The organism is Saccharopolyspora sp. SCSIO 74807, assembly GCF_037023755.1.
GTDB classification, from domain to species: domain Bacteria; phylum Actinomycetota; class Actinomycetes; order Mycobacteriales; family Pseudonocardiaceae; genus Saccharopolyspora_C; species Saccharopolyspora_C galaxeae.
Map to the genome: position 1 here is coordinate 758,627 of NZ_CP146100.1, position 20,070 is coordinate 778,696.

The 20,070-nt window shown below is 70.6% G+C and carries 19 protein-coding genes; 8 read left to right on the plus strand and 11 right to left on the minus strand.

The genetic code is table 11. The features are described 5' to 3' along the window. Positions 1 to 83 precede the first annotated feature (83 nt). Positions 84 to 1,313: a D-alanyl-D-alanine carboxypeptidase family protein gene (locus tag V1457_RS03415; protein WP_338600089.1), complete on the plus strand. Its 1,230-nt coding sequence runs from the start codon at positions 84 to 86 to the stop codon at positions 1,311 to 1,313. Positions 1,314 to 1,688: 375 nt separating this feature from the next. Here V1457_RS03415 and V1457_RS03420 read toward each other — a convergent pair whose 3' ends face one another. The 4 genes from V1457_RS03420 to V1457_RS03435 all read right to left on the minus strand — a co-directional run bounded on the left by V1457_RS03420 (position 1,689) and on the right by V1457_RS03435 (position 5,177). Next, on the minus strand, positions 1,689 to 2,729 hold the full coding sequence (locus V1457_RS03420) for a YhjD/YihY/BrkB family envelope integrity protein (RefSeq protein ID WP_338600092.1): 1,041 nt from the start codon (positions 2,727 to 2,729) through the stop codon (positions 1,689 to 1,691). A gap of 67 nt (positions 2,730 to 2,796) precedes the next feature. Beyond that, a complete protein-coding gene (gene trpS, locus V1457_RS03425) occupies positions 2,797 to 3,792 on the minus strand; it encodes a tryptophan--tRNA ligase (RefSeq protein WP_200068728.1) in 996 nt (331 codons plus the stop codon). Positions 3,793 to 3,922: 130 nt separating this feature from the next. Further along, positions 3,923 to 4,156, minus strand: a complete 234-nt coding sequence (locus tag V1457_RS03430) for a hypothetical protein (protein WP_200068582.1) — start codon at positions 4,154 to 4,156, stop codon at positions 3,923 to 3,925. A 373-nt stretch (positions 4,157 to 4,529) separates the two neighbouring features. Then, a complete protein-coding gene (locus V1457_RS03435) occupies positions 4,530 to 5,177 on the minus strand; it encodes an HD domain-containing protein (protein ID WP_338600096.1) in 648 nt (215 codons plus the stop codon). A gap of 208 nt (positions 5,178 to 5,385) precedes the next feature. On the opposite strand from V1457_RS03435, the gene V1457_RS03440 reads away from it, so the two are divergent. Continuing rightward, a complete protein-coding gene (locus V1457_RS03440) occupies positions 5,386 to 5,679 on the plus strand; it encodes a 4a-hydroxytetrahydrobiopterin dehydratase (RefSeq protein ID WP_200068580.1) in 294 nt (97 codons plus the stop codon). Between the two features lie 91 nt (positions 5,680 to 5,770). Here V1457_RS03440 and V1457_RS03445 read toward each other — a convergent pair whose 3' ends face one another. Beyond that, positions 5,771 to 5,908: a hypothetical protein gene (locus tag V1457_RS03445; RefSeq protein ID WP_200068579.1), complete on the minus strand. Its 138-nt coding sequence runs from the start codon at positions 5,906 to 5,908 to the stop codon at positions 5,771 to 5,773. Positions 5,909 to 6,043: 135 nt separating this feature from the next. Between V1457_RS03445 and V1457_RS03450 the strand changes: the two genes are divergently transcribed. Continuing rightward, positions 6,044 to 7,141: a helix-turn-helix transcriptional regulator gene (locus tag V1457_RS03450; RefSeq protein WP_338600104.1), complete on the plus strand. Its 1,098-nt coding sequence runs from the start codon at positions 6,044 to 6,046 to the stop codon at positions 7,139 to 7,141. Here the strand turns inward: V1457_RS03450 and V1457_RS03455 are convergent, their stop codons facing one another. Then, positions 7,142 to 7,942: an exodeoxyribonuclease III gene (locus tag V1457_RS03455; protein WP_338604798.1), complete on the minus strand. Its 801-nt coding sequence runs from the start codon at positions 7,940 to 7,942 to the stop codon at positions 7,142 to 7,144. It lies immediately after the preceding gene. 243 nt (positions 7,943 to 8,185) lie between these two features. On the opposite strand from V1457_RS03455, the gene V1457_RS03460 reads away from it, so the two are divergent. From V1457_RS03460 to V1457_RS03480, 5 genes are all read left to right on the plus strand, one after another. Next, positions 8,186 to 9,094, plus strand: a complete 909-nt coding sequence (locus tag V1457_RS03460; RefSeq protein WP_407074745.1) for a helix-turn-helix domain-containing protein — start codon at positions 8,186 to 8,188, stop codon at positions 9,092 to 9,094. A 288-nt stretch (positions 9,095 to 9,382) separates the two neighbouring features. After that, positions 9,383 to 9,598 (plus strand): DUF397 domain-containing protein, encoded by a 216-nt coding sequence (locus V1457_RS03465; RefSeq protein ID WP_307849893.1) that lies wholly within the window; start codon positions 9,383 to 9,385, stop codon positions 9,596 to 9,598. 59 nt (positions 9,599 to 9,657) lie between these two features. Continuing rightward, positions 9,658 to 10,014 (plus strand): hypothetical protein, encoded by a 357-nt coding sequence (locus V1457_RS03470; protein WP_200068574.1) that lies wholly within the window; start codon positions 9,658 to 9,660, stop codon positions 10,012 to 10,014. A gap of 532 nt (positions 10,015 to 10,546) precedes the next feature. Next, positions 10,547 to 11,302, plus strand: coding sequence for an ABC transporter ATP-binding protein (locus tag V1457_RS03475; protein ID WP_338600113.1), 756 nt, complete (start codon positions 10,547 to 10,549; stop codon positions 11,300 to 11,302). Positions 11,303 to 11,559: 257 nt separating this feature from the next. After that, positions 11,560 to 13,782 carry a hypothetical protein gene (locus V1457_RS03480; protein ID WP_338600116.1) on the plus strand — a complete coding sequence of 741 codons (2,223 nt, stop codon included), beginning with the start codon at positions 11,560 to 11,562 and terminating at the stop codon, positions 13,780 to 13,782. A 354-nt stretch (positions 13,783 to 14,136) separates the two neighbouring features. On the opposite strand, the gene V1457_RS03485 is transcribed toward V1457_RS03480, so the two are convergent. From V1457_RS03485 to V1457_RS03505, 5 genes are all read right to left on the minus strand, one after another. Then, entirely contained in the window at positions 14,137 to 16,545 is a 2,409-nt protein-coding gene (locus V1457_RS03485; RefSeq protein ID WP_338600119.1) for a right-handed parallel beta-helix repeat-containing protein, read from the minus strand. Between the two features lie 316 nt (positions 16,546 to 16,861). Then, positions 16,862 to 17,452, minus strand: a complete 591-nt coding sequence (locus V1457_RS03490) for a type VII secretion system-associated protein (protein ID WP_338600122.1) — start codon at positions 17,450 to 17,452, stop codon at positions 16,862 to 16,864. Next, on the minus strand, positions 17,449 to 18,081 hold the full coding sequence (locus V1457_RS03495; RefSeq protein WP_338600125.1) for a type VII secretion system-associated protein: 633 nt from the start codon (positions 18,079 to 18,081) through the stop codon (positions 17,449 to 17,451). The genes V1457_RS03490 and V1457_RS03495 overlap by 4 nt, the downstream gene beginning before the upstream one ends. A gap of 20 nt (positions 18,082 to 18,101) precedes the next feature. Beyond that, a complete protein-coding gene (locus V1457_RS03500; RefSeq protein WP_338600128.1) occupies positions 18,102 to 19,073 on the minus strand; it encodes a hypothetical protein in 972 nt (323 codons plus the stop codon). Positions 19,074 to 19,164: 91 nt separating this feature from the next. Continuing rightward, positions 19,165 to 20,055 carry a type VII secretion system-associated protein gene (locus V1457_RS03505; protein ID WP_338600131.1) on the minus strand — a complete coding sequence of 297 codons (891 nt, stop codon included), beginning with the start codon at positions 20,053 to 20,055 and terminating at the stop codon, positions 19,165 to 19,167. Between the last annotated feature and the right edge of the window lie 15 nt (positions 20,056 to 20,070).

Genomic DNA, 20,070 nt, shown 5'->3' on the forward strand with positions numbered 1-20,070 from the left:
GGGTGCCCGCGAGAACTCTCCCCCCGGTCCGCAGGTCCATCCCAACCGCACCGGAATCGCCGGTGCCGCAAGGAAAAGCCGGATTGCGCGTCGGCACCGCGCTATGCGCTGCGCTGACCCTGCTCGGCTCGAGCCCGGCCGTCGCGACGGCCCAGCCCGCGTGCCCGAACGCGGTCCAGCCGCCGGCACCGGTCGACACCTCCGAGGTGCCCGCGCCGGGAATGCCGAGTCCGCCGCCGCTGCCGGTGCCCCCGGAGCCCGTCGGCGGCGAACGGCTCGCCGAGTGCGCCGAGATCACACCGCCCGGTGTGGCCGCACCGCCGGTCGACCAGGTGGGCGCGCAGTCGTGGGTGCTGGCCGACCTGGACAGCGGGGAGGTGCTCGCGGCGCGCGATCCGCACGCCCGGCACCGGCCTGCCTCCACGATCAAGGTGCTCACCGCGCTGCTGGCGCTGCGCGAGCTGGACCTGGCCGACACGATCACCGCGACCCAAGCCGATGCAGACCAGGAAGGCAGCAAGGTCGGCCTGGAACCCGGCACGACCTACACGGTGCATCAAGTGCTCTCCGGAATGATCATGCAGTCCGGCAACGACGCGGCGCACGCGCTGGCGGTCAAGCTGGGCGGTGTCGACGAGACCGTCCGCAAGATGAACGCGCTCGCGCCCCGGCTCGGCGCGCACGACACGCGCACCGCGAGTCCGTCCGGATTGGACGGACCGGGGATGAGCACCTCGGCCTACGACCTGGCGGTGATCTTCCGCACCGCGATGCAGGACCCGGAGTTCGCGCGGATCGCCGGGACCGAGCAGATCCAGCTGCCCGGTAAACCCGGTGCTCCGCCGATGCCGGTGAGCAGCGACAACTCGGTGCTGTTGAACTACCCCGGCGCGCTGGGCGGCAAGACCGGATTCACCGACGACGCGCGGCACACGTTCGCCGCGGCCGCCGAGCGCGGCGGCAGGCGGCTGGTGGCGGTGCTGATGCGCGGCGAGAACAAGCCGGTCCGGTTGTCCAAGCAGACCGAGAACCTGCTCGACTACGGGTTCGGCCTGCCCGCCGCGGCGCCGGTCGGGCGGCTGGTGTCCGAACCGCCGAAGCCTTCGGTCGTGGACGCCGCGCCCGAACCGCAGGCCGGTGCGGATTCCGCGGACGCGCAGGCGCAGGGAGCGATGTCCGGCACGCTCGGCTGGCCGTTGACGCTGCTCGCGGCCGCGGTGATCGCGGTGTCGGGGCTGTTCGCGCTGCGGCAGCGCCGGGCCAAGCTGGCCGCCGCGCGCAGGAACGCGGACTCCTCGGACGAACACCCCTGATCCCGGTGCGCAGCCGTGGATCGGTCCGAGCGGCACCAGGTCCTGCTTGAAACGCAGCGGCGCCCGAGGCGGCCTGCGCGGACCGCTGCCCGGACAGCGCCTGGCCCGGCGCGCTGTGCGCGGTGCCTCACCCGGTCGTTCTAGGTAGTACTCGGGTAATCGTGCGGGTTCGACGCGATGCGAGACGCGGGATTCTCGATTGCAGGAGCCGCCGGCAGCGCCGCCGGGCAGCCGGTCCGGGGAGCAGAGTGCCGGACCGGTTCCCACGCCCCGGGTTCGGTCGCAGGGCGGCTCCGGCCCCGCGCGGTCCCCCACGACCGCGCGGGGCGCGGCCCGCCCGGCCTAGCCCCGAACCAGGCCGGGGGGCCGCCCTGATCACCTCCGGCGGTGCAGCACCCAGCCGACGACGGCGCCGAGCCCGAAAACTCCGCCGAGCACGCCGCGCCCCGGCCGGTGCACCCGCACGATCGGCCGGATCACCGCGGGCGGCGGTGGCGCGGGCTGCGCGACCCGCTCGTTCTCCGGCGCGGTAGCCGTCCACGCCGCCACGAACAGGATGAACCGCGAAGTCAGGTTCGCGAACACCAGCAACCCCAGGATCGGGCCGAACGCGGCCGCCGCGGGCGAGCCGGTGACGCTGTTCAGGTAGATCACCCCGACCTGCTTGAGCACCTCGAACCCGACCGCGGCGAACAATCCGCCCCACATGGCGCTGCGCATCGACACGGGAATGCGCGGCAGCCGTGCCAGCACCAAGGTGAACACGACCCAGCCCGCTGCCAGCGACAGCAGCGTCGCGAGCACGCCGAGCACGATCCGCGCGGCCAGCGTCGTCTCGATCCCGGCGAGCGAGAACAGCCAGCGCCCGACACCGCCGCCGACGGCGCTGAGCCCGAACGACACCGCCAGCGCGAGCCCCAGCCACAGCAGCGACAGCAGGTCCGAGCCGAGCCGCCGCAGCATCGGCGGCGCCTCGAACTGCTGGCTCCACTGGGCCGTCAGCGCCTCCCGCAGGTTCGTCAGCCAGCCCAGCCCGGAATACAGCGCCACCAGCAGCCCGATCACGCCGACCGCGCCCGCCTGGTTGATGGCCTGCTCCACGACCTGGTTGAGCAGGCCGCTCATCGACGGGTTCGGCACCGCCTCGGTGATCGAGCGGCGCAACTGCTCCAGCAGGTCGCGGTTGCCCGCGAGCACGAACCCGGCGACCGCGAACCCGATCATCAGCAGCGGAACGAGCGCGAGCACGCTGAAGTAGGTGACCGCTGCGGCGTAGTAATCGCCGTACTGGCTCTGGTAGCGCTCGTACGAGCGGATCAACCGGTCCAGCCACCCGTGCCTGCGGCGGAGCCGTTCCAGCCTGCCGGGCGGTTCCGCCTCGGCTGCGCTGCGCGCCGGTTGGCTGCGATCCGGCAAAGTGCACCTCCCAGGACTGTCCGGGATTGCCCCGAACGGGCTCAGAGGCTACCGCCGAATGATCTCGTCAGCCCGCAGGCGGCAGGAACCCGACGCGGTCGTAGGTGGTGCGCAGGGTCCGCGCGGCCACCTCGCGGGCCCGCTCGGCGCCGCGGCGCAGCACCTTGTCCAATTCGGACGGATCCGCCAGGTAGGCGTTGACCTGCTGCTGGAACGGCGTGACGAACTCGACGAAGGCTTCGCCGGTGTCCTTCTTCAGGTCGCCGTAGCCCTTGCCCTCGTAGGCGGCCTGCAGTTCGCCGATGCTGCGCCCGGTCAGCTCCGCGTTGATCACCATCAGGTTGCTCACGCCGGCCTTGTGCTCCGGGTCGTAGCGGATTTCGCGCTCGTTGTCGGTGACCGCCGAACGCAGCTTCTTCGCCGCGCGCTTCGGGTCCTCCAGCAGGTCGATGACCCCGCTGGGCTGCGACTTGCTCATCTTCGCGCCCGGGTCCTGCAGGTCCTGGATCTTCGCGGCGGCCTCCGGGATGTGCGCGGCGGGCACCGTGAAGGTAGTGCCGAAGCGGGAGTTGAACCGCTGCGCGAGGTTGCGGGTCAGCTCCAGGTGCTGGCGCTGGTCCTCGCCGACCGGGACCGCGTCGGCCTGGTAGAGCAGGATGTCCGCGGCCTGCAGCACCGGGTAGGTGAACAGCCCGACGCTGATGTGGTCGGCTTCCTGCCGCGCGGCCTTGTCCTTGAACTGCGTCATCCGGCCGGCTTCGCCGTACCCGGCCTGGCATTCCAGCACCCAGCCGAGCTGCGCGTGCTCGGGCACGTGGCTCTGCACGAACAGCGTCGAGCGCTCCGGGTCGATGCCCAGCGCGAGCAGCTGCGCCGCCGACACCCGGGTGCGCTTGCGCAGCAGTTCCGGATCCTGCTCGACGGTGATCGCGTGCAGGTCGACGATGCAGTAGAAGGCGTCGCTGTCGTGCTGCATCCGCGCCCAGGAGCGCAGTGCGCCGAGGTAGTTGCCGAGGTGGAACGAGTCGGCGGTGGGCTGGATGCCGGACAGGACGCGGGGCACTCGCGCGGGCGCCGCGTCGCCGGACTGCCGCGCCTGGCCTGCCGGAGTCTGCTGGGTGGCGGAATCGTCGCTGCTCACCCGTTGATTCTCGCAAGCCGCGCCCGGACAGGCGGACCGGGTGCGGGCAGATTCAGCTCTTGCGCTGGTTCTCCGGCTGGATTTCGACCTTCTTGCGGCGCAGCACTCCCGCGACCATGCCTGCGATGCCGAAGCCGACGGCGGCGAGGCCGACGGGGGTGGCCATCGATTCGAACGGGTTGACGTCCTGGGCGAGCGCGGGGCGCGGTCCGGCCGCCTGCGCGGTCGCGGTGCCGAGGACCGCGGTGGCCAGCAGCATCCCGAGGACGAGTCCTCGCGTGGTCATGCGTGCAAATCGGCTACGCACGAGCGTTGCCTCCCTTAACGGTTAACCCGTACGGGTCACAAACTCTCTGAACCCGGTTGCGGACCGTACCGATCGCGGGTGAACTCCACGATCGCGTTGCGTAAACCGGCCACGACGCAAAGATCCTATTTTCCCCCTGCGACCCCCCGACACCGGGTACCCTTGACAGCCCGTCTGTCACTGATCGCTCCTGGTGAGCGCGCACGCTTAGCTCGATACGGTGAACCCGGAAGGACGTCAGGGTGAGAACGACCACTCACCCGCCCGAGTGGCAATACCGGCAAAGATCAACTCAGCTGCCCGTCCACGCGGCTCTGGCGTGGCCGACGGCTCGGCGGCGCGAAGCACGGATTCAGCCGCCGGGTTCGGCCCAGCCGCGGCGTTCGCCTTCGGCGATGACCTCCCGGGCGGCTGTCCACAATGGAGCCGATGCGTCGCCGATGACCGACTTGCGCTCGCGCACGGTGTCCGCGGTGACGCCCGGAGTGCGCCAGGTGCCGCCCTGCGCGAGCCAGTTCAGCAGCAGCGGCTGCATCCGGTCCATCGCCTTGGCGAACCGCGCCTCCGGAGTGCGACGAGCCTCGAATTCGTCCCACCGCTCGCGGAAGTGTTTCGCCTGGTCGGACGGCAGCAGGCCAAACAACCGGTCCGCGGCGGCTTCTTCGCGCTGCTGCTGGCTTTCCCTGCCCGCGTCGTCGTAGAGCGGCGTGTCACCCGCGTAGATCTCGATGAGGTCGTGCACCACCACGAGCTGCACGGTCCGCCCGACGTCGATCGGCTCGTCGGAGTGCTCGGCGAGCACGGTCACCATCAGCGCCAAGTGCCACGAGTGCTCGGCATCGTTCTCCCGCCGATCCACCGCGGCCAGCGGCGATTGCCGCAGCACCGCTTTTAGCTTGTCCACTTCGGCCAGGAAAACCAGCTGTTCCCGCAACCGGCCACCCACGGCGTCCGGCAGCGGAGTGCGCTCGGCGAGCAATGCGTCGTCGTCGAAGTCCACGCACTAACCATGGCAACCCTGTCCGGCCGGAACAACCGTGCGGACGGGTAGAACTCCGGAGTCCTCTGCGGCGCACCTCGGCCCACGACATTCAATTAAAGAATTTGCGCGGCGGAACTTCCGCGGACATACCTCAACGAAAGATCGCGCGGCGCGCTCGCCGCGGAAGCTGATATCGTCTTCGCCACCGTCGTACTAAGGAGTCGGATTGCCTGAGTCGCTGAGCACGGCCGCGGTCGACGAAGCCCTTGCCGGGATCGAAGGCTGGAGCCGTGCTGGGAACGCCATTGCGCGCACTTGGGAGCGCAAGGGGTTCAACGGTGCCATTCAGCTCGTGAACGTGATCGCGTTCATCGTGAACAACCTGAACCATCACCCCGATATTCGGGTGCACGACTACAAGTACGTGACCGTCACCTCGACGACGCACGTCGCCGACGGCATCACCGAACACGACCTGGAACTCGCCCGGAAGATCAATAAAACGGTGGACGAGAGCTGAGCGATCGAGGCCCCTGCCCGACAGGGGCCTCTTGCTCCCTCCCGAAAGCACTGAAGGAGGATCGGCTGGTCAGCATGGAAAGTGACCAGGCTCAGTTCACCTCTTTCAACTCATAGAGCCGCCCCAAGGCAACAATCCGCTTTCGTAGCTCGCGCTCAGGGATGCTCAACCCTTCTGGATCCAGCGCTTCGCGGATGATCGCCCGCGCTGCGCCTTCGAGTTGGTTCAACGGGATCAGAGATAGATCCGGACCCTGCAAATTCCGGCATGACTCCTTTCGACGGCCCGTCCTGCAAGTAGTTTCGGAGTCGCGCGCCGTGCGCGGTAGGGTTTAGCCGTTCACAAGGGTTCACAAGGGGGAGCCGTGAGCACTGGAGCAGATCTCCGCGCCGCGCGGGAGGCAGCAGGGCTGAGCCTGAACCGCATGGCTGAGCGGACGCACTTCACCAAGGCTCATCTCTCGATGGTCGAGACCGGTAAGCGCTCAGCCGTTCCCGACGTGGTGGCTGCGTACGAGCAGGCACTAGGGATGCCGCTGAGCCCTGCTCCAGGAGACCCGCTCCGTGTCGCGCACGAGTGGCTTGTTTCGACCTCTCCGATGGCCGTGCACACCCGTTCGGGCCGGAAGGTCGGCAACTCACTCGCCAGCGAGCTAGAAGCTCGCGTAGTGGAGCTGAGACACCTTGACGACACGGTGAGCAGCGATGAGCTAGGTCCGGTCATCTTCAAGGAACTGGGCGAGGCGGAGAGCCTGCTCCGCTCGGCGAGCTTCGCAGAACCTGTCGGCCGGAGGCTGTTCACCGCAGTGGGAGAGCTGGCCCAGCTAGCAGGCTGGGTAGCCAGTGACGCAGGCGAATACCGGCAGGCAGAGCGCTTCTACCTCTCAGGTGTCGCAGCGGCGAATGGGGCTCACGACAAGGTTCTGGGAGCCCAACTCCTATCCAGCCTCAGCTACCAAACAGCGAACGTCGGTAATCCCGCGGACGCTGCGCTGCTCGCTCGCAGCGCGATTATGGGAGCGCAGGAAGCTACTCCCCTGGTTCGCGCGCTCTTGCTGGAACGTGTCGCATGGGCATCCGCCAAGGCCGGAGACACCGAAGCCACCTGGCGAACGCTGGACATGGTGGATGACACCTATGAACGGCGCGGAGCGGACGAACCGGAATGGACGTACTGGCTCAACAGAGCCGAAATCGACGTCATGGCGGGACGCTGCCTGATCGAACTCGGCGCACCCGGCAAGGCGGCGCCGCTGCTGTCCTCCGCTATCGCCACGTACCCCGCTGAGCACGCCCGGGAGGTAGCCCTCTACCTCTCCTGGCTCGCCGAATCCCACGCACGGGCAGGCGAGTTCGACGCTGCACGGGAAGCCCTGGAGCGTGGCCGCTCCTACAGCTCGGCGATGCCGTCCGCCCGGACCGACGCCCGACTGGACGCAGTACAGCGACTGCTCCCCTGCTGATCAAGGCTGGTCGAAGGTCACCGTCACCGGGGCGTGATCGCTCCAGCGCTTGTCGTAGCTCGGAGCCCGTTCCACCCACGCCTCGGAGGCGCGAGCGGCCAGGCCCGGGGTGGCGGCCTGGTAGTCGATCCGCCAGCCGGAGTCGTTGTCGAACGCCTTGCCGCGGTAGGACCACCACGAGTACGGGCCCTGGTCGTCCGGGTGCAGCGAGCGGACGACGTCGACGTAGCCGAGTTCGTCGAAGACGCGGTCCATCCAGGCCCGCTCCTCCGGCAGGAACCCGGCGTTCTTGCGGTTCGCCTTCCAGTTCTTCAGGTCCACTTCGCGGTGCGCGATGTTCCAGTCGCCGCACACCAGCACTTCCTTGCCGGCTTCCGCCGCGCGGGTGCGCAGCGCGTCCAGGTGCGGCAGGAATTCCGCCATGAAGCGTTCCTTCTCGTCCTGACGCGCAGTGCCGACCTCGCCGCTGGGCAAGTACAGGCTGGCGACCACGACTTCGGGCAGCTCCACTTCGGCGTAGCGGCCGCTGTCGTCGAATTCCGCGCTGCCGAAACCGACGCGGGAGCTCTCCGGCCGCGCCCGCGAATACACCGCCACGCCGCTTCGGCCCTTGGCGGAACTGGGCGCCAGCACGGTGTGCCAGCCCTCGGGTTCGCGGACGGACGCGGTGAGCTGGTCCGGTTCCGCCCGGGTCTCCTGCAGGCAGATCACGTCGGCGCCGGTGCCTGCCAGCCATTCGACGAAGCCCTTCTTGGCGGCGGCCCGCAATCCATTGACGTTCACGGTCGAGACGGTGAGCACGGGACCGAGCCTAACGATCCCCACCGCAGGGCCGTTGCGCCGCCGGAACGAACCGCCCGCGGCGATGTGCGCAACATCGCACTTGTTGATCATGCCGCCTGCGACCTGCTCGAACGCTTTACAACCGGTGCAACCGGTAGGGCATGATGGGCTAGACTCCGCCGTCTGGATCTTGGGTCATCCGGACGGTGGATAATCCGGAACCCGGGTAACGGACAGTGCCGACGGCACGACGAAGTGTCCATGGGAACGACCGTGCGGAATGCGGGAGGTCTGGACGTGACCACGGATGGAGCCGCGGGCAGCGGCCCCACCGCTCGTCGCCTGGTGCTGGGGGGCCAGCTGCGCAGGTTGCGCGAGGCCAGCGGCATCTCCCGGGACGACGCGGGCTACGAGATCCGCGGCTCCGGCTCCAAGATCAGCAGGCTGGAGCTCGGCCGCGTCGGCTTCAAGGAGCGCGACGTCGCCGACCTGCTCACCCTCTACGGCGTGGCCGACGAGACCGAGCGCGCGACGTTCCTCGAAATGGTCCGCCAGTCCAACCAGCCCGGCTGGTGGCACCGCTACAGCGACCTCGTCCCGTCCTGGTTCCAGGACTACGTGGGACTGGAGGAGTCGGCTTCCCGGATCCAGACCTACGAGATCCAGTTCGTCCCCGGCCTGCTGCAGACCGAGGCGTACGCCCGCGCGATCGCCAGCCAGGGAATGCCGGAGGCCGTGGACGACGAGGTGGATCGCCGGGTCGGCCTGCGGATGTACCGCCAGCGGCTGTTCAACCAGCCGAACGCGCCGAAGTTGTGGGCGGTCATCGACGAATCGGTGCTGCACCGTCCGATCGGCGGCCGCGCGGTGCTGCGCGAGCAGATCGAACACCTGCTGGAGATCACCAAGCTGGCCACCGTGTCGTTGCAGGTCCTGCCGTTCGATCTGGGCCGCTCCGGCGCCGAGGGCGCGTTCTCCATCCTGCGCTTCGCCGAGCCGGAGATCCCGGACATCGTGTACCTGGAGCACCTCTGCGGCGCGCTCTACCTGGACAAGCCGGAAGACGTGGAGATCTACAGCAAGGTCAGCCACCGGCTCGCCGTGGACGCGCAGACCCCGGAAGCCACCCGCAAGACCTTGCAAGCAGCCCGCAAGAACCTCCTCGACTGAGATTTACCTCACACGTTCCGCAGGCCTGAGCTTCGCTGCGTTACCTCGCGCGAACACAATCGATCGGCCGAGCAGGATTAATCTTGGATTCGGTCGGATCGCCGACCGCAGTGCGTGATCAACAACCACCGGATCGTGACCACCCCGGCTAGTCGTGCGCCTGCACGTGCATTCATCATTCCATTGTTCAGTGATACGGTCCTTGCACGACCGGATGCACGTGCAGATGGTCGTTGCAAGCAAGTCGGGGAAAGGCTGGGTACTTCGATGCCGGAGATCCGCAACGGAATGACCGCACAGCACGTGCCCGAGGCGGCCTGGCGCAAGAGCGCCTACAGCGGCTCGGTCGGCAACTGCGTCGAACTGGCGTCGCTGCTCGACGGCGAGATCGCCGTGCGGAACTCCCGCTACCCCGACGGCCCCGCGCTGATCTACACCCGAGATGAGATCGCGGCCTTCCTGTCCGGCGCCAAGGACGGCGAGTTCGACGACCTGATCGTCTGAACCCGTCCGGCGCCCGCAGCAGCTCCGACCAGCCCTCTCGCACAACCCTCGGTGGCGTCATGAAAGAGATAACGGACGGCTTGCAGGCACTGATCGCCCGCGACTTCCACTTCGCCCATCCCCGGGCCTCCGACGGCTCGCTGATCGCCGTCGTCGGAATCCGGGCACATCACGGCGTGATCGACATTGTGCAGCTATACGGCGAGGACGACGCCGACGCGGCGCGCATCCCGGGCGAGGAACCGGACGTGCTGTTCCCCAAGACCGTGCTGTGGCGCACCGTGGGTCCGGCCGACGAGGTCATCGCAGAGGCGCTGGAACTGGCCGACCCGGAACCGGAACACTCCGGGCAGGCCGGCGGATGCTGGGTCCCCACCCGAGCGGGACGGTCGACCTGGCTGGCCGCCTCGGCCTGAGCCCGGGCGCCGTCGCAAGCCGGAGGTTCGCGCAGGACCTCCCCACCACACCCCCCGTTCCGATCCCGGTGCCTGCCCGCACCCGCCGCGACTCCCAGCCCCGAACCCCCCGAAGTGCGTGGAGCCGCGGCCGGTACGAATCGCCCGCGCGTTCGCGGCCGCCGCTGCTGCGGCCCCGCGCGGTGGCACGGCCCGGAGAAGCACCCCGAGTGCGGTGCGGCGACGGGGCCGCGGGACGAGTCGCCCGCGGCCCCGCTCCGACTTTTCAGTGCATTCCCCGCAGAAGGACAGCGGTGCCTGCGTGCGCGGTCGCCGCTGACCAGCAGTGCGCATGCGGCTTTTCGGCCTAGGTCATCCGGTCGACGACAACGTCCGCGCGGGCCGCGCGTCCCACGGGTGGCAGAGCCGCGCAGTGGCGGAAAGTCCGGCTCTTCCGGCCGAAGGACCGATCCCCGCCTGCACTGCGGCAGAGGACCGTGGTCCGGGCCAGGCGCGGTGGCGCGCCGGATCGAACGAACGCGAGGAGGACGTTGTGTCCGGAGCAACTCCGACGAACTTCGGCGGAGGCGGGGCGGTCGCCGAACGGATCAGCAAGCGGTTCGGCACCGAACGCGCCGTGACCGCGCTGCGCGGGATCAGCCTGCGCGCCGAACCGGGCCATTGCACCGCCGTGCTGGGTTCTTCCGGAGCGGGCAAATCGGTGCTGCTGCGCTGCCTGGCCGGGTTGGAACGGCCCACCGAGGGGGCGGTGCGGGTCGGCGGCACCGACCTCGGGCGGCTCGGCGAGGTCGAGCTCACCGAGTTCCGCCGGGACCGGATCGGCGTGGTCTACCAGCACGGCAACCTGCTGCCGGAGCTGACCGCGGAGGACAACCTGCTGCTGCCGTTCGACATCTCCGGTCGCCGCCCGGACCGGTCGCGGTTGGACCGCGTGCTGGACGCGCTGGAGGTGCGGGAACTGCTGGAGCGCAGGCCGCACCAGCTGGCCGGGCCCGAGCAGCAGCGCGTCGCGCTGGCGCGGGTTCTGGTGCAGCGGGCGGACGTGCTGCTGGCCGACGAACCGACCGGGGCGCTGGACGCCGTGACCGCGCGGCACATGCTGCGCGTGCTGCGCCGCTGCACCGACGAGTTCGGCCAGACGGTCGTGCTGTTCTCCGCCCATCCGCGTTCGGCCGCTTACGCCGATCGGATCGTCACGCTCGACGACGGGCGCGTGACGAAGGAATGGGAGCCCGCGGCCGGCTGCCGCTGCGCGCAGGCCGAGGGGGCCACCGAGCACATCGCGTGAGCAGGCCGCGAGCGGCCGCGCCGGGTTGCCGATGCGATCACCGCGCCGCGGCGGAGGGCCCCGAGTGGAGCAGGTCGCGCTAGGCGACAAGGCGTCGAGGCGATACGACCGGCGGTGTGCGCAGTGGGTAGTGCGATCATTGCTGCCTTGCGGTGTCCGCGGGCGCCGCAGCCGATTCTCCGCCGCTCGCCGACCGGCCGAGCCCGGCGCGGCGCCGCGGCGCGATCCTCCGAGCGCGCGAGAACGAGAGCGGGCCGATGCCAGCAGAACCCGACCCGATCCGGGTCCGCGAACTGACCGTCGAACCGCACGGGGCGACGGTGCTGATCCTGCAATCCACCGGCGACGAGGCCGAACGCCGGTTGTTCCGCTCGATCCCGGTCGCCGCGGGCGACGGGCTGGTGCTGGCCTCGGCGCCCGCGATCCGCTCCGGGACGTTCCGCCAGGCGTTGCGGCACGCCTGCAGGCTCGCGCTGACCGCGGCCGCCCGCCGCCGACCGTCCACTTCGGACCAACCGAGGCTGTTCCTGGCGATGTCCGGGGCCGGTGCGGTGGACGGGCGCGGCCGGGCGCTGGCGCAGAAGGTCTCCCGCGAGTTCGCCGCGCAGATCTACGCCCCGGACGGGCCGGTGACGTTCGTGCTCGGCGGCTCGATCTTCGCGGGTGCCGACCACCACGGCTGGGTGCGGTTCACCGGCGGGCGCCGGTGCGAACTGCACGGTGCCCGCTATCCGCGGCCGGATTGGGAGAACCAGCTGCCGCGCGGCGTCGTCACCGACGGCGGGCTGCACACCCGGCCGGTTCCGGCCGGGCTGGCGGTCTCGGGCTCGGCCAGCAGCGCGGAGGACGTGGTCAGCCACGCGGTCGCCGTCTCGGCCGAACACCCGAGGCTGGTGCTCGGCTCCCCCGGCGGCGAACCGATCGCGCCGCACCGGGTCGCCGCGCTGCTGCGGCGGTTCCCGCGCGCGCTGCTGGAGCGGATGCAGCTCGTCCCGGCCGATCCGGCCACGATCACCGCGGATTGGCTGGGCAGCCTCGCCGAAATCGTCGGGCAGGAACTCACCAGCAGTGCCGGGCTGATCCGGCACGGCGGGCAGGCAGGCGGCCGGCCGGAGTTCGTGTTCGTCAGCGACGACCGGGGAAATCCGCGGTGGCAACCGTTCGCGGCGTTGTTGCGGCACCTGCCGGACCGGCGGTCGCTGCCGCTGCTGGCAGCGGCCCCGCCGGACGGCTGGATCGCGTCCGCGCCGTTGCAGTACCGGTGGGCTCGTTCACCGGGGCCGCAGCCGGGACCGCACGAGGTCGTGGCGAAGGTGGTTCCCGCCGGACTCGCCATGCTGCCCGCCGCGCAGGCGGCGACCGCCGTCTCGGCCGACCGGCTGGCGTTCGAGCCTGCGCGGCTGACCATCGCGCTCGGTTCGCCGTGCACACCGCTGCCCGCGGAGATGCCGGTCCGGTTGCACCACCTGCTGAACGGGCTCACGCCGGAGCAGCGGGCGTGCGCGCGGCTGCTGGTGCTCGGCGTCGCGGGCAGGCAGGCGCGCGCGGAGCTGTTCGCGGCCGCGGGCGCGATGGCGGGACAGCTGGTGTTCCCCACGGTGCTCTCGGCGGACTCCGATGGAACGGCGGATTCCGGCGCCGAGTCGATCGCCTACCGCGCAGCGATGTCCGGGGCTGATGTCGCTTGCGCGGAGCCGTCGACCGAGGCGTTTCCGAGGCCTGGTGCGGTGTCGGCGGGGAAAGCCGGGCCGTGCGGGGAAATCGAGGAGCGCGAAGGTTCGCGGTCCGGCTGTGCGGGGGAGCCGACGGTCGCGTTGCGCCTCGTTGTCGACGCGACCGACAAGGCCGTTGCCGCGCACAGCACTGAGGCCGCGGCAGCGGACGATTCCGCCGCGACATCGGTCGTTTCGTCCGCAGCGAGCGGCGAGTCCGCGGAGACCCATCCGGCGGGCGGGCGGACCGCGGTGAACGAGCCGACGGTCCGGAACTTGACGGTCGCGGCCGGAAGTCCGGCTGTTCGCGCGAAATCCGCGCCGAGTGCGCCGGAATCGGGGGCGAGCTGGAAGACCGTCAAGATCGAACGTGCTGCGCTGGCCGCGCCTGCCGGTGACGGGGCGGCGGGCACAGGCGGGGTCGCCGCTGCCGCCGCAGGGGCGCACGCGCCGGAGACCGGGCGGCCGGGGACCGGGCCGCCGAAGGCTGGACGGCCGGAGACCGAGCACCCGGAACCCGAGCACCCCGAGCCCGAGCGGCCGGAAGCCGGACGAAGGAGGCGCGGGCCGACCGAACCCAGGCGGGCGGAGCCTCGGCCGGAACCCGGGCGAACGGGAACCGGAAAGCCGGAGTCGCTGCCGAAGCGGCAGCCGGGCGCCTCGGACTGGTCGAAGCAGCGGGAGCTGCGCGAGGCGCGGCGGCGGAAGGCGAACTCGGCCGGTCACGCCGACACCCCGTCTTCCGGGGACGCACCGGCCACCGACTAGGCGAGTGCGGCCGATCCGACGGAAGTGCCGACGCTGCCCGCCACAGCGCGGAGCATCGCAACGTCACGTGCGGATTCGACGCAAAAAGCCCGCCAGTGGCCGGAAATGCTGCTCGATCGCGAACCCGGCGCCGTCCGCTCGCCCGGCAACTCGACCGGCGCGAGAAGAGGTCGGCGCCCGCAGGCATGGCAACCGATCAAACCGCGGCGAACGGGCGGGGAACGCAGCCGGATTCGCAGCGGAAGTGACCGCGGCACCGGCTCGGCCGACCCCACGCCGGCGCGCGCACGCCGACGGAAGCGGGCTCGCCGACCAGTGGTCGGCTGGCCAGGAACAGCTCCGCGCGCTGCGGGCTCAACGAGCGGTGAGCTCCAAGTCCGCCGCCTTGAGCACCGTCAGGTCCGCGGGCAGCGCGTCGTTGTCCGCGGCCAGCCGGGAAGCCTGCCTGCCGGTCATGTCCTCGAAGACCTTGCGCGCGGTGCGGCCGTTGCCGAACGTGCCGTCCTTCGGGATCGCCTCGAAGTAGTCCAGCAGTGCCTGCACGGCCTCCGCATCGAGCTGGTAGTCGTGCTTGCGGCACTGCGTTTCAACGATCGTGACCAGTTCGTCCGGGCTGTAGTTGGCGAACTCGATGGTGCGGCTGAACCGGGATTCCATGCCGGGGTTCGCGCGCAGGAAATCCTCCATCTCCTTGGAATAGCCCGCGGCGATCACCACGACGTCGTCGCGGTGGTCCTCCATCAGCTTGACCAGTGTGTCGATGGCTTCCTTGCCGAAATCCGGCCCGGTACCGCCGCTGCCTGCGCTGAGCGCGTAAGCCTCGTCGATGAACAGCACCCCGCCGAGCGCGGTGTTGAACGCCTCGGTCGTCTTGATCGCGGTGCCGCCGATGATCTGCGCGACCAGGTCCGCGCGGGAAACCTCGATCAGGTGGCCCACGCGGAGCACGCCGAGCTCGGCGAGGATCTCGCCGTAGAGCCGGGCGACGGTGGTCTTGCCGGTGCCGGGAGAGCCCGCGAACACCAGGTGCCGCGCCATCGGCGGTGCGGACAGGCCCGCGTCCACTCGCCGCTTGGCCATCTTGTTCAGGTTGACCAGCGAGGTGACTTCCTTCTTGACGCCGTCCAGGCCGACCAGCCGGTTCAGCTCGCCCAGCGGGTCGGAAGCGCTCGGGGCCTTCTCGCGGGCCTGCGGCGCAGGATGTTCGGCGGGTTGTTCGGTGGTCGCCGCGGCCGAGCTCCCGTAGGCGTCCTGCGCGCCGTTGCCGCCGCTGATCAGGTCCTGCACCGTGATCTCCGCGGCGGGGCGCAGCTGGCGCACCCCGCTGCCCCGGTTGTCCCGGACCGTGCAGCCGATCAGCTTCACCGGCTCCTCGGTTTCCAGCAGGACACCGTCCGCGCCGCCACCGGTGAACTCCGATTCGGACACCGTCCCGGACGCGCCCTCGGCGACCCGGCAGCCCATGCCGCGGCTGCCGTGCACCCGGCAGCGCTGCAACGACAGGTCCGAACCGGAGCCCGCCAGCACGCCGTCGCCGCCCGCTTCGGTGATGTCGCAGTCGTTGAGCAGCAGCGCCGCCTCGTTGATCGAGACGCCCGCCGCGCCGGAACGGCTCAGGCTCAGCCCCGAGATCGAGGGCCGCGCGCCATTGCTGACCTGCACGCCTTCCGTGCCGGTCCGGTCGATCTCCACGTTCTCCAGCCGCCCGCGGGCGGCGCCGTCCACCACGATCGCCGCGCCGTCGCTGCCGATCACCCGCAGCCTTCGGAAGAACGGGTCGGAGCCATCCTCGATGAGCAGCCCGCCGGTGCAGCTGGAGACCTCGGTCCCGTCGAACTCGGCGGTGCTGCGCTCGGTGAGCCCGACGCCGACACCGTCCACATCGGACACATCGCAGCCGGTGACCGCGCCGGAGGAACGACCCGCGAAGTGCAGCCCGCGCCCGCGCGCACCCTGCACGCGGCAGGAGCGCAGCACCGGCGCGCAACCTTCCGCCACGTACATGCCTTCCGCACCGACCCGTTCGACGCCGCACTCCTCCAGCTGCACCGACTGCGGGCTCGCCAGGTAGAAGCCGATGCCGCGGCAGTCGGACACGGTCAGCCGGCTCGCGTTGAGCTGCGCCTGCTGCTCCACCGCGATGGCCGGTTTGGCCACTCCGGACACGGTGGTGTCCGCGACGGAGATCCGGCCGTGGCCGTTCAGGCAAATCCCGTTGCCCGCGGCCTCCCGCACCGCGCAGGCCCGCACGGTCAGGTCCCCGCTCTCGGCCACGACGACCGCGGAGGTGCCCAGTTGCAGCAATTCGCAGGAATCCAGCACACCACCCTGCGCGGAGGTGACCACCACGCCCGCGCCGACCTGGTTGCGGACCTTGCACTCGCGCATCAGCACGCTGCCGGTGTCCCGAGCGTAGATCGCGGCCCAGCCGCTGGAACCGACCTCGCACTCGGTCAGCGAAAGCTGACCCGTGGTCGCCAGCACCGCCGGGTTCTCGCCGTCGACGGCGTCCACGGTGATCCCGGACAGCGCGGCCGAATCGGCGGCCAGTGCGACCGCGACGCCCTTCTGCGCGGCGATCCGGACGGTGCCCGGACCTTCCTCGGCGGTGATGGTGATCGCCTTGGTCAGCACCAGGTTCTCGGTGTAGCGGCCGGGCCCCACCACGATCACCGCGCCATCGGAGGCGCTTTCGACGGCGTCGCCGATGCTGCGATGGCCCTGGCCGATGCCTTGGGTGACCATGATGACGTTCTGGCTCACGTTCGGCGTTCCTCCGTACTCACCGCACGACCGCAATCTGCGCCGATCTCAACGTACCCGCGGCGTGATGATCATCGGCACGCCCGGTACCGGAACGCGGGATCCGCTCACCAGCTGCGCGCTGCCGTGCCGCTCGACGCGCCGCTTCGGGGTTCGCATTCGCGTCGACTCCGTCAGTCATAACCCGTTCTTCCGCGGCGGAGTTCCCGGCGCCGCTGCCGGCGACCGAATGTGGGGACTTCCTTCATGGATCGGCCCCGGACGCCATCCCGGCGCGGTGGGCTCCGCCACGCAGGATCCGGCAGCGGAGTCGACTCTAGGTGCTCACGGTGCGGATTTCGCCTTGCACGGCCGGGTCCGGGTCGGCCGAGAAGCGGCGGAACGCGTCTGCGTCGAGCCGCATCGAGGCGGGCGAATTGGGGTTCAGCAGCACATCGACCCCGCTCTCCGGCAACGCATCGGCGATCTCGTGCATGTCGGTGGCCCGCCAGCCGTCCGCCTGCACCAGGTCGCGGTGCAGCGTCGCCGTTGCCACCAGCACCGAGGGCTTGCCGTCCGGCGCTTCGGCGACGAGCGCGACACCGTCGGCGTCCAGCGCGATCTCCAGCGAGGTGTCCTCCAGCACCGACATCAGCTCGTCCGCGCCGCGGCCGTCCCGCACGAGCATCCGCAGCACCGCGTCCACCGGGTCGGTCGGCGAGTCGGGCGTGGCGGGCTCGTAGGCCGGGTTCGCCCGGAACCGGCCCCACGAACCGTCCGCCCAGGTGGCCCAGCCGCCGAGCACGCGCTCAGGCGGCGGGTCCTCCCCGAATTCCGGAGCCCATTCGGTGTCGGTCAGCAGCAGCCAGTCCGTCGGGTCCTCGTCCGCGGCGGCTTCGGGCAGCCCCTGGCCGGGGTCTTCGCTCATCGGTCGGTTCCCTCTCCGGTTCCGGGGCCCATCCGCCAGTCCAGCATCCGCAGGTCTTCCGCGGCCGCGGTGGGCAGGCTGGTGCGCGCGTTCGCGAGTTGTCGTTCCGTGGGTTGCCTGGCGGAGCGCACGAACGCGGCCACCAGGCGAACCGAACCGGGACTGCCCGGGTTGAACAGCACGTCGATGCCCTCCGGCAGGATCTCGGTGAGCTGCTCGATGTCGACGTGCCGCCACGAACCGACCTTGGGCGAATCCAGCCGGTGCGCCGGGGATGTCGCCACCAGCAGGCAGTCGACCTCGTCCGGCGACGGCACGATCAGCGGCCCGCCGCCGGGGCCGAGCGCGACCTCGTACTCGCTGTCGCGCAGCAACAACCGCGCCTGGTCCGGTTCGGCGCGGCGCGCGATCAGCATCCGGAACAGCGCGTCCAGCGGGTCCGCCGGAGCGTCCGGGTCGCTGGGTTCGTAGTCGGGATTGGCGCGGAAGCGGCCCAGTTCGCCGTTCTCGTCCACCGGCCACAAGCCCATGATCGAGGCGACGGGCGGTTCCGTCTCGTCCGCAGCGGGCATCCACTGCGGATCCATCAGCAGGTACCAGTTCCCCTCACCGGTGACCTCGGACGGCATCGGGACTCCTTCCGGCCGGGTCAGGTCGACGGGTCGAGCAGGTGGCGCAGCGCGCGGTGCGTGCTGACCGCGTCCAACTGCTCCGGTGGGCGTCCGGCGGCACGGATGTGCGCGAAGAACTGCTCGTCCGGCGCCAAGCCGTACTCCTCCAGGTAGTAGCTGACCGCGTCCGGCCACAGCCACACGCCGTCAGTGCGGTAGGTCGTCGGCACGACCTGGCCGCGGTCGGGCCGCACCACGTCGTCCATTGTGGCGGCGGTGCTCAGCAGCACTTCACCCGCCCGCAGGTAGTCCAGCACGCGCTGGAGCTCGTCCTGGTCGGTGAGCTGCGGGTGGTCCTGGTCGAACTGCGGCCGGCCGTCCGGGTCGACGCGGTCGAAGACCCGCGCCACGGACAGCTCGGGCGGTTCGGTCGCCGCCCACACCAGTGCGCCGTTGGCACGGGCCGCGCGCTGGTAACCGGGCACCTCATCGGTGCCGACGACCTCGATGCGAGGTGTGCCGGGGTGCTCGGCCAGCGCGCCGTGCAGCTCGGCGCTCAGGGCGGGGAGGCCGTCATCGGCTTCCACCACGTGCACCGGCAGCGGTGTGCCGCCGTCGCGGAACGGCGTGCGCCAGGACAGCCAGAGTCCGCGCGCGGCGGAGTTGCCGGACAGCACCGCGATCAGCGCGGCTGTAGTGGTCTCGGCTGCGGGCTGCTCCGGAGTTCCGGGTTGCTCGGCGAACAGCCACTCCAGGGCCGGCTGGTCGTCCCGGATCGGGATGCCGCTGAACACCGCGGAAGCGGAATCGTCCACCAGCTCGCTGAGCAGACCCGCCTGCGCGATCGTCACCGGCACCTTGCGCTCGGCGAGCTGCAAGCACAGCGCGTCGGCCGTTTCGGCCACCGTCCGCTCGGCCAGGCGTTGCCGCGCCGACGCCAGAAAGTCATCCGGCACGCGCCCCGCCAAGTGCAGCAGCAGGTCGTGCATCCGGTCGACCACGGTCACCACGTTCGCCCCTTTCGCTGATCGGAGAATGGCACGGTCGGCTCGGCCATGCGGCGCCGATCGGGCCGGGCCGGGCCGAAACTCGGCGAATCCCTCACGAATCGCCGCGCGCCCGCCCGCCGGACCCATTTTCCGGGTCGCTCGCCGGCGGTTCAGCGGGTACCCACGCGGCTTCCCCGTCGGCCGCGCCGTGCAGACCGGCCGACGCCGCAGCGCCGAACCGGAGCTGACCGGCGAAATCTTCGACGGTCGCCACCCGGTGCCCGGTCGCCGGGACCGGCTCATCGACCACTAGTCCAGCGGTCCCGGCCAAGGGAGCCACGGTATCGGGAGCTGCGGTGCGCTCCGGTGGTTCCGCGGCGGTTGCCGGCCGTTCACCGGGAACCGGCCTGCGCACGGCCGCGCAGAACTCGGGCGCACCGATCCGGGTCGAGGCGGGCGCCCCGGGGTTCAGCAGCACATCAACGCCTTGCTCCGGCAGGGAATCGGCCAACCCCTCCGCGGTGACCTCCCGCCATGAAGGCACGGTCAGCCGGTGCGCGTGCGCGAGCGCGCTGAGCACCAGCACCGACGGGCTGCCGTCCGGTGCACGGGTGATGATCGGCACGTCCTGCTCGTCCAAGCCGATGATCAACAGCGAACCGGGCAACGTCGCCAGCAGCTCCTCGACGGGCAGCTGACCGCGCATCACCAACCGCAGCGAGGCGTCCACCGGGTCGGTCGGCGAGTCCGGGCTGGACGGCAAGTACGACGGGTTGCTGCGGAACGTCCCGGTGGAACCGTCGCGCTCGACGTACCAGGCGCCGACCACGGCGCTCTCCGGCGGCTGGTCCTGCTCGTCCTCCGGTTCCCACCCGGAGTCGATCAGCACGACCCACTGGTCTTCCGGCGCTTCGCCGGTGATCTGGTCCGCGGCTGCATCCGGGGCTGCCACCTCCGGCGCCCGCTCGGCGGTCTCCGGCGAGGTGGTTTCTTCCGCTGCCATCGAGACTCCTCCCGG